Source organism: Bradyrhizobium nanningense (assembly GCF_004114535.1).
GTDB classification, from domain to species: Bacteria; Pseudomonadota; Alphaproteobacteria; order Rhizobiales; family Xanthobacteraceae; genus Bradyrhizobium; species Bradyrhizobium nanningense.
This window is the reverse complement of sequence record NZ_LBJC01000062.1, coordinates 1-8,657: the sequence shown is the minus strand read 5'-3', so window position 1 is coordinate 8,657 and position 8,657 is coordinate 1. Positions and strand designations below refer to the sequence as shown.

Sequence of the window (8,657 nt, the reverse complement as noted above, 5' to 3'; positions counted from 1 at the left end):
CTTCCCGGCAATCGCCAGCTGACCGATCCGGCCCAAACCGGCGAACGTGGTGACCCGCACTCAGCTACACCACGCCACGGGACACGATCCACGTACTTGGGACGGTTGAGCAGTCGCTCATACGGAAAGGCCGCCACGGCGTGCTCTTGCAATAGCCGACGCCTCGCTTCCCGCGAACCTCGATTTCCAGGATCCTCGGTCCACGAGGGCCCCTCCTCCACGATCGTGACGTCGCGATGCTGGAGATTCTTGGCCTCGTCCGGACGCAAGCCCGTATTGCCGAGGAAGATTACGTAGTCGTGTAGTTGTTCGGAGGACCACTTGTGCTGCGGTTGCGCCTGCTTCGCGGCTCCCGCGTTTTCTCGAACAACGACTTGTATTCCTCGGGACTGAACCACGGCCGGTGCACCACCTTGCCCTGGGACTTACGGCGGAGAAAAGTCAGGAGGGTACGCCAGCCATTCGTGGCGGATGGCGGTCTTCAGCACCTGCCGCGGCGTTACAATCTCATCATGGAGAGTGCTTCGGGCAGGCGCCTTGCCCGTCGGCGACGTCTGTATACGGTGAACCTGATACTCCTGCGCCTTGCCTGGGGTGATTTGGGAATGAGCCATGCTGCCGAAGAACGGCAGCAGGTGCAGCCGCAAGCGGTCACGATAACCTTGCACCCACTTGGGGCTCCTCTGCCCCTCGGTGATGATCTCCTATTCCTTCAAGAACTGGTCAGCCGCCTCTCGATATCCTGTGCGGCGGGAAATGCATCGCTCGCGTTGTCGTTGATCAGGGATACCCGCAACCCGACATAACGACGCTTGTGCTTGGCCCGCCCAGATTCTCAAGGAAGAACTCGCCAACGATCATGCGCCGCTCATTCGCAGATGGCCCGACATGGAAATCATGGTGCCCAATTTGCTTATCGATGCGGCAACATGGATTGCCCAAACGAAACCACTCACCCTGCCCATTGATGCGCTTCGCCGTTGGTGGTGAGGGTGCCGATCCATTTCCAGAATGGTGGCCGCAATGGCTGATCGCCTGGACATTGGAACGCCTCCCACAACCGGCAATCCGCTTACGGACCGCACGCGCGAGCGCGCAATCGTGACCGAAAGCAAAGACACGATCCGCAACCTCAAGGCCTCGGAATCGGTGATGGCGGCGTTTCTCCGCGCAGGTGTGGACAGTGGACTTCGAGGAGCGCGTAGCGCCGGAGCTCGCGGCACGGTGGAGCTCTGAGCCCAAGTGCCGAAAGGCAGCAAGTCGGGTGTTACTGGATATGAAGTCTGGCAGCTTCCCCTCGCTCCCGCTGGCGAACCTGGGTTCGTCAGCGTGTCCCTAACGGAGCAACCTGATTTCGAAGGTGACCTGATGGTGCGGGTTGACGTCAAGATCAAGCGATGGACCGAGCACCTTTGAGGAGACATCGCAAATTCGGCGACGGATTTCGCGGATGTCGTGAGTACGCCTGGCTAGAATCGGAGAGTGCAGCCGCCACTACCGTAAAGATCGCTTCTCGCTACACCCCACCGTTCGCCCAGCGTTCAAGCTCCCGGCAACGCTTGATCAATTTTTCGAACGGCTCGGCGTCATCCAACAGTACGCCGTGATCCGCCATTTTCTTGTAATCGGCTTCAAGCACCTTAAGCGCTTCGGCATCGGGAATGAGCTTCAATCCGCCCGAGACCGCTTTCGCATAATCAATCGGATTGCCTTCGCTGTCCTTTGCACGGAAGAACTTCGACTTGTGGGCAGCGACCGCGTTGGCAAGATCCCGGTCATCGAAGGCGGCTTGGGCGTAGCCCTCATCGTCCAGCCGTACGAGGTCATGCCAGTGGCGCGAGTAGCGGTCCTGCTGATTGCCCTCCTCGGAGCAGAAACCGATCGACTGCGATGCCGCTGCGCATCTGGCTTAAGGCAATAGACATGCACGGCGCCATCGAGGATCGCGGTGGCATCCACCCCAGTACACTCCAGCGCCCGCACAGCTTCCCCTGCCGCCCGATGCGATGGCAGGAGCATCCACTGCGGTGCATGCTTCATCTCAACCACCTGCGTGCCGAGATTAAGACGGCGGCTGCGCCCGGAGGTCAGGTAGACTAGCTTGGTCGGCACCTGCGTTGTCAGGCCGAGCGCGTTCGCGGCCGCTGCGCCATGGCTGACGACGGTCTCTGCATGCGAAGTCGCGAGGTTGGCGACCACTTTCTCCGGCGCAGGCGCGCGCATGCCGAACCGCGTTTCCACAGGGCGCACATGGACGCCGCGGGTGATGCGCATCAACTGCTTCTTTTCCTGAAGCCGCTTCAGGGCCTGGTCGACGGCCGCCCGGCTACCCAGATGCAGGAATTCCTTGGCGCTGATCAAAGCGCCTTCCGGGAGCGTGTTCACCTGGTTCAAAATGCGCTCGGCAACGGCTTTCGTCCTGCCGGGATCGCCAGCGCCCAAATTCGGGCTTGAAATCATCGCAGAAAACGCGCCTCAGTTAGGTTTGCAACAAACCGTCTTCGACCGCTCGCTTATACGAAGTCCGGAGCGTCACCCAAGTAGGCGCCGGCTGACATTGACGATGAAACCCGTCGGCACGCCGATGATGGCGCCGAGCAGGCCGTAGCCGAAGGCGCTGAGTGCGCCGGCCGTCACCGCGCCGTACAAGGCGCCCATACCTGAGCACATTGCCGCCACACCGATCAGGGTCTGATCGTTTTTCTCTTCGATCCGGTGTTGGCGCCGCTCTCTTGAGCTTTGCGTATAAGGCCCGGCTGGCTCACGCGACCCGCAGTGCGGCCAGGCAATGGCTGAAAACGAGATACTACCGCCGCAATCGTAGCACTTGATCAATTCCCGTTATGCGCATCGGTTGATCATCTGCCGCTTGTAGCCGCCTCGCTGTTGCGGCGCTATACGTTCGGCGGTGACTGTTCCGGGCGGGCAACGGCGCGATTTAGCCGATATGCTTGAGGAAGCCCCGCGCCGGCTTCCAAATCGGTTGGACGGTTGGCGGTCTCGCACATAGACCCCGACAATGAGGCCTGGCGCCGGCTGAACAGCCAGAGACTAGCTCTTCCGCTACTGGGCGGAAGCGAGGCCCGGCAATGGAGGCGAATCCAACCGGACCTCGCAGCCGCTTGATCCTGGAGGGGATCGAGACGGAGGATCGCATAGAAAGCGCGCCGTTTTTCGTCCTAGTTGCGGATCATTTCGCCGGAAAGCGCACGTTCGGGGTCCGCCATATTCGCGACGGTGCTAAAGACCTTGTCGGCGATGACGCTAACTATTGCCGCCGCTCGCCGGGCAGCTGCATCATGGATGTCGCAGTCGCCTCCACTCTACTCGCGCCTGGGTTTGTTAACCCTCTGCTGATCAAGCAGAAAGACGGCAGAAGGTGGCCGATCGGCGCCGATTATCGCACTGGTTGCGATGTTAAAAGCCCCCGTGTCCGCGATCGGGCCGAGCGCGACATCACGAAAGATCGGGACCACTGGCGCGATGGCGGCGACAGGCTCGAGGCATTGCGCTCCTCGAGCTTAGCGTCGCCCGATAACCACCGACACGACCTCGACGAAGAGAAGATCATGCCCGAGCAAATGAACGCCGAGCTTAAACGCAAACTGCAGGAACTATCGCGCCATAACGCGGTCGCCCGCGCGCTTGTCTTCTTGTGGAACTCCGGCACGCTGACCTACGAGGACTGGTCGACGAAGGCGATCTCTCTGCTCATTGATCAGAACGAAGCGCTCTCCGCGATCGCTGTGGATGCGGAGAAGCGCGCCTGCCGCCTGCCCAAAAACCCGCCAGTAGCTTCGCCCACTCGTTGAGAGAGCCCGTCCCGTGCCAGACACCCCCAAGACCGAGGCACCACACTCGCGGCCCGCACTGCGGCTTGTCAGCGGCGCGAAGCAGGAGCCGCTGCGCTGCCCTGCCGCCGGCCGCGATGCCGAAAACGAGAAGATGCTTTGCTTCTACTTCAACCGGCGCGTAACCGACGACGAGATGCGGTTTCTTCACACTGTCATACGGCAGGTGGCCCTCATGCGCGAGATTGACGGTCACTGAGAAAAATCCCGCCCCTCAGGTCGAACGAGGTGTGTTAGCACAAACCGCACAAACCGAGGCCGCCAGAGACCGCTCGAGCCGGCTATTAGAAAAGCCGGACGCTAGGGTCGGGCTTCCAAGATCAATTGAAACCGCGATTATCTTCGGCTGCGTCGCGTGGGAGCCGCCGGCGGACTTCTTTCTTTGCCTTGAGGAGGCAAAAACACTTTCGGCGGAACAAGAAGCCGATCAGCCAGCTCTGCCTGCAGCAGATCCATTAGGCTTTCCGTTGGCCCGTGTCCGCGGAGCGACAATTCCCTTTGGCTTGGGAGCGGGGGAGCAGGTCGGTGGATTGCATTACTGTTGCTCCTAGCAGGTTTTGGCCTCGACATCTTAACAGGTTCTTTTGGCTTTGCAGGCTCTTTTAGAGCAGCTTCAGAGGAAAGAAACGTGATGGGTGGTGATCCGTCCGACGAAATGCGAACGTTCGTGAGCGGCCTCCTTGAGTGCGTCGGTTAAGCCGAGCATCTCGGCGGTCGGTTCCAGAACTTTGGTAAAGAGGGCCTTGCCTCCGCGGAGTCGATCAATCCCATGATTTGGCTAGCCGATTGAGCAGAAAGACAGCGGAAGAAAGCTCCCTTACGCTGATAATCGCCGTGGACACTATGCTAGCGTCGGCCCGCTATTTGCCCGGGGCCAATCATTGCCATCGCGAGAAATTTCCACCGAGTCGGCTGCTGCAGAAGATCGGGATCCGATCTTCGTAGTGATCGAGCGTCATCGCGAGCTGTCCGCGCACCACGATGCGGCGGCGTCGGTTTCAGCCAAGCTCGAGGATGTTGCCGACTTTTTTGCCGCCGACGAGATCAGCGGCCAAAGGAACCTGGCTCTCTCGGAGCATGCAAATGTGCTCATCCGTTCAAAGCCAACCACGATCGCGGGCGCTATCGCTCTGACCAGATACGTCGCCGGCCTTCCCGAGTGGGAGCTGCCCGACGATGATGCGTGGCACCGAGTGTTCCTAGAAGGGCTGGCGGACGCGATCGATGAAATCGGCACAGCGCAGCGGCTTGGGCGCTCAGGCGGCTAAGACATGGCGTTCGCCGGCATAATTTTCTGGGGTGCCGTCGCTGGGCTTCTCTATTTCCATTAAAGGGCCTCCCCAGCTCGACAAGGACGGTCTAAACTCGCGCCCCAATCTGCCGTATCCGCATCAGCATTTGTTTTGAAATTCTTGTTCTAAAGTCGAGCGCGGGGTCCGGCAGGTGCCGCTAAGATTTGCGGTTTTGGTGCTACCGCGCTTGGTTGGAGAAGGTGAGTTTTCAGATCTCGATACTTAAGATTCTCGCCGGCCAACCGGAGGGCCGGGCGAGCCTTGCCGTCCTGAAGGAGTACCTGGCGGTGTTCTACACCAGCGGTCCGGAGTGGACGGATCGTACGAAGCGATTGGCGGCGCGGGCGCTGGATCTCAATATTTTCGGACAAGGGCTGGTTAAGCGAGAACCCGGACAATGGATCATAACCGACAAAGGCCGGGCCTTTCTTGCTCTTCTGGAACAGAAGAGCGTACCTGACTCTCAGGAGCGAACGCTCGAAGGCATGGCTGAGAACCCCCTTGCAAGTAAGCTTCCCGCGCTTGCGCCGGGCCGACAAGGTCACAGTGCCAGTCGCCGGCACCTCCGCCGAAAGCGGCTGAGGGCGCGCGATGGGCGTTCCACCTAGCTTCTCCGTAAAGCTCACGCCCGGCGACAATGTTGCTCCATATCGTGCCGGAGCAACATTGCCCCCCCCGCGCACGGGCCTGATGCCTCGCAAGCCATACTTAGATCGCGGTTGTTTGAGACGGGGACATTGTAGTGGCAACCGGTATTGTGAAGTGCTTCAGCGCGACAAAGGGTTATGGATTTATCAAGCCCGATGATGGCGAAGCCGAAGCCGCTTGGTGCCTCGCTGCTCACGTTCTCGCGCTGCATTGCAGCTCAAATGCGCATAAGGGCGGCGCTGGACATAAATCCGGCGGAGACCATCGAGTTTTTGACGGATTTAATCGCAACGATTTTGCGAATTTGCGTGGTACACTCGAAGCCGGCCCTGGGTGATATCCTCATAAATCGAACCGGAACGAATGGTCTGGCTGTGGCGCCTGATTGATCGGGCGCTTTGGGCGTCAAAGTGATCAGCGAGGATCGGTCCTCTTTGCTGAGCCCAGCCAGCAAGCAAGCAATATTTTGAGGATGGAGCTCCTGAGATCAGATGCCACCCAAGCTGCCTGCATTAGCAACACGCTCCCGGAAGGAGCCGCGCGTCAGCCAGGATCTACTCAGGCGTTTTACGTGGGAGATCAGATCAATCGACATATGTCTTGACGATCTTCGGTCCTACCACGCGAATGCGCTTGGCATTACTGGTCCGCAAATGATGATCTTGATGGCTCTCACGGAGCTAGAAGAAGAGCATGGTGTTCCCGTCAATGCCGTCGCGAGGCTGATGAGAGTTGAGTCGGGTTTCATCACCAAGCAATCGAAGGAGCTCGAGAGTAAGCGGTTCGTGCGCCGGAAATCTGACATGAATGATGCCAGGTATGTCCTTTTGTCGCTCACGGACATCGCTCGCAAGAGCCTTGCGAGCATTGCAAGGCAGCAGGAGGAGCTTGAGCAGTTCGTCTTTGATTATCTCAGTATTCAGGAGTTCGCGAAACTGGCGGCCTGTTTGAGTGGACTCAGGTCTCGGTTGGAGAAGGCTCGGCTGCACGCTGCGCTGGACTCTGAGACAGATTGAGACAGTACTGGGAAGAACGCGGGCCTTCTGCTATCTTCCGAGAGACCATCTGAGCCAGCAGCTCCCTTTCGAACAGTGTCGCCCCGCCCCGGGAGCGGATATGCCGTCCAGATGCAAGCACGGCGCCGGGCGCAGTCGAACGAAGGGCTCAATCAGCCGATTCAGCGGCTGGGGTCGAACGAACCGCAACAAGAGTTTGAACGGCCCGCCCGTCCATTCAAAGCTGCTTGGCTGACCTGACGACGTTCGCCTCAGCGCAATTGCCTTCCCTGTCGCTCGAAGGCGTAGATCGGATTGATACCGCAATAAGCATAGGTGCCGGATGCGGTAGCCATGCACTGACTGTAGGTCGAGAACTGGCAGTTGCCCGGATATCCCCAGGCTCGGCCCTGCAGGCAATAAACGTCTTGGCGAGCCGGTGGGGTGTACGAATGAACCCGTGAAGCAGCGGTCGAACCTGATCCAAAGCTGACGAGGATAGGAAGTGCTAGGATTCCAGTCGCGAGAAGGTAACGCATGAGATCTCTTGCCTCCTTAATTCGCTGAAGGATAGAGTATCCGAATTAGATGATTTGATCTTAGTCAATTGCCGCTGTCGGGTCCAGTTGGACCATCGTCATCAAGACAATCACCCGTGGAGCCTCGACGGGGCACTTGAGCAGACGTTGATATCAGGGTGGGGGTAATAAGAGGGCTGGAGCCGATTATCCGCCCCCGTCCTTGGTCCAGGACACACTCACGCGCAATCCGAAGCCGCCTTTCAAAGATACTCCGCAGTGAAATGCATCTTTTAAGCGCGACTTGGCTCCTTTGCGCAGCAGAACATTCGTATAGCAGTCGATTAACGATCGCTTCGTTCGCTCCGACGCGTGTTGCGGGGCCCCCACGTCGACCGGAGGCCACACATTGCGTCACCCTCAACAGTTGCGCGCGCTGCGTCACAACGACACGACTTCTTCTCTTCATAGCCGCTGTTACAATGACATCCATAGATTGCGCCGGATCGATTCGCGAGGCTCCAATTCACTTCGCATGTTCTGGTTCAGGAGTGTCGGACCATGTTCGTGAGCATCACCAAAGACCATAGATCCCGAATCAATTCGCTCAGTGAGCTCGGCATATCGAGCGGCTCGAATCCGATCGTCAGCTTGAGTGAATTCACTTACAAGAAAGGTAAAACCATCTACATCGAGAGTGAGCCAGCCGAGTACGTCTACCAGGTCAGGAAAGGCGCGGTACGGACCTGCAAATTACTCACCGATGGGCGGCGCCAGATTGGTGCATTTCATTTGCCGGGTGATATTTTTGGACTCGAGAACGGCGGAATCTACCGATTTACGGCGGAAGCGATCATCCAAACCACTGTTCGCCTGATCAGACGGCAACACCTTGAGACGGTCGCCGAGCATGACGCGGTTGTCTGGCGCACCTTGCTCAGCTTGACGACGAATAACTTGCAACACGCCGAAGACCATATGCTGCTGCTCGGACGTAAAACTGCTCTGGAGCGCGTTGCCGCGTTCTTGCACGAGATGGATGAACGACTCACGGCTGCTGACGTGATCTCGCTCCCAATGTCTCGGCGCGACATCGCGGATTACCTTGGTTTGACCGTCGAGACCGTTTCGCGTGCAGTATCGCAATTGCACACTGATGGCGTTCTCGATTTCATCGGCAATACCCAACGCGAGATCGTGATTCTGGACCGGCAGCGGCTCGCGAGCCTTGACCTGCAAAGCTAAGATGCGGATGGCGTGGGTCGTGTCCCAACTGATGGTGTAGCTCGGTAGAGCAAAGCCGCCTGCACGCGCGCCCCCAAACAGCGCCGTAGCGGGCGGGCGGCTTTGCGG

13 protein-coding genes are annotated in these 8,657 nt (G+C 58.8%); 8 read left to right on the top strand and 5 right to left on the bottom strand.

What is annotated here, in order from left to right; genetic code table 11:
• Window positions 1-425: 425 nt before the first annotated feature.
• Window positions 426-668: an N-terminal phage integrase SAM-like domain-containing protein gene (locus tag XH84_RS41070; RefSeq protein ID WP_245471917.1), complete on the bottom strand. Its 243-nt coding sequence runs from the start codon at window positions 666-668 to the stop codon at window positions 426-428.
• A 355-nt stretch (window positions 669-1,023) separates the two neighbouring features.
• Here XH84_RS41070 and XH84_RS31980 point away from each other — a divergent pair, with 355 nt between their 5' ends.
• Window positions 1,024-1,236: a hypothetical protein gene (locus XH84_RS31980; RefSeq protein WP_128948550.1), complete on the top strand. Its 213-nt coding sequence runs from the start codon at window positions 1,024-1,026 to the stop codon at window positions 1,234-1,236.
• Between the two features lie 280 nt (window positions 1,237-1,516).
• Here the strand turns inward: XH84_RS31980 and XH84_RS41695 are convergent, their stop codons facing one another.
• The 3 genes from XH84_RS41695 to XH84_RS31970 form a co-directional block, all read right to left on the bottom strand.
• The gene (locus XH84_RS41695) at window positions 1,517-1,672 is read right to left on the bottom strand and encodes a hypothetical protein (RefSeq protein ID WP_347338888.1); all 156 of its coding nucleotides are present in this window, start codon (window positions 1,670-1,672) and stop codon (window positions 1,517-1,519) included.
• Complete coding sequence (locus XH84_RS41690) at window positions 1,669-2,460, bottom strand: DUF6088 family protein (RefSeq protein ID WP_347338887.1); 792 nt, start codon at window positions 2,458-2,460, stop codon at window positions 1,669-1,671. The genes XH84_RS41695 and XH84_RS41690 overlap by 4 nt, the downstream gene beginning before the upstream one ends.
• A 72-nt stretch (window positions 2,461-2,532) precedes the next feature.
• A complete protein-coding gene (locus XH84_RS31970; RefSeq protein WP_128948548.1) occupies window positions 2,533-2,835 on the bottom strand; it encodes a hypothetical protein in 303 nt (100 codons plus the stop codon).
• Window positions 2,836-3,089: 254 nt separating this feature from the next.
• Between XH84_RS31970 and XH84_RS41060 the strand changes: the two genes are divergently transcribed.
• The 6 genes from XH84_RS41060 (at window position 3,090) to XH84_RS31940 (ending at window position 6,807) form a co-directional block, all read left to right on the top strand.
• The gene (locus XH84_RS41060) at window positions 3,090-3,812 is read left to right on the top strand and encodes a hypothetical protein (RefSeq protein WP_245471916.1); all 723 of its coding nucleotides are present in this window, start codon (window positions 3,090-3,092) and stop codon (window positions 3,810-3,812) included.
• A gap of 13 nt (window positions 3,813-3,825) precedes the next feature.
• Window positions 3,826-4,050: a hypothetical protein gene (locus XH84_RS31960; RefSeq protein WP_128948547.1), complete on the top strand. Its 225-nt coding sequence runs from the start codon at window positions 3,826-3,828 to the stop codon at window positions 4,048-4,050.
• A 682-nt stretch (window positions 4,051-4,732) separates the two neighbouring features.
• Window positions 4,733-5,119 carry a hypothetical protein gene (locus XH84_RS31955; protein ID WP_128948546.1) on the top strand — a complete coding sequence of 129 codons (387 nt, stop codon included), beginning with the start codon at window positions 4,733-4,735 and terminating at the stop codon, window positions 5,117-5,119.
• A gap of 224 nt (window positions 5,120-5,343) precedes the next feature.
• Complete coding sequence (locus XH84_RS31950) at window positions 5,344-5,751, top strand: hypothetical protein (RefSeq protein WP_128948545.1); 408 nt, start codon at window positions 5,344-5,346, stop codon at window positions 5,749-5,751.
• Between the two features lie 134 nt (window positions 5,752-5,885).
• Complete coding sequence (locus XH84_RS40180; protein ID WP_347338886.1) at window positions 5,886-6,128, top strand: cold-shock protein; 243 nt, start codon at window positions 5,886-5,888, stop codon at window positions 6,126-6,128.
• Between the two features lie 154 nt (window positions 6,129-6,282).
• On the top strand, window positions 6,283-6,807 hold the full coding sequence (locus tag XH84_RS31940; RefSeq protein ID WP_128948544.1) for a MarR family winged helix-turn-helix transcriptional regulator: 525 nt from the start codon (window positions 6,283-6,285) through the stop codon (window positions 6,805-6,807).
• Window positions 6,808-7,058: 251 nt separating this feature from the next.
• Here the strand turns inward: XH84_RS31940 and XH84_RS31930 are convergent, their stop codons facing one another.
• Window positions 7,059-7,325: a DUF3551 domain-containing protein gene (locus tag XH84_RS31930; RefSeq protein ID WP_128948543.1), complete on the bottom strand. Its 267-nt coding sequence runs from the start codon at window positions 7,323-7,325 to the stop codon at window positions 7,059-7,061.
• A 540-nt stretch (window positions 7,326-7,865) separates the two neighbouring features.
• Here XH84_RS31930 and XH84_RS31925 point away from each other — a divergent pair.
• Entirely contained in the window at window positions 7,866-8,549 is a 684-nt protein-coding gene (locus tag XH84_RS31925) for a helix-turn-helix domain-containing protein (RefSeq protein ID WP_128948542.1), read from the top strand.
• The last annotated feature ends 108 nt before the right edge of the window (window positions 8,550-8,657 follow it).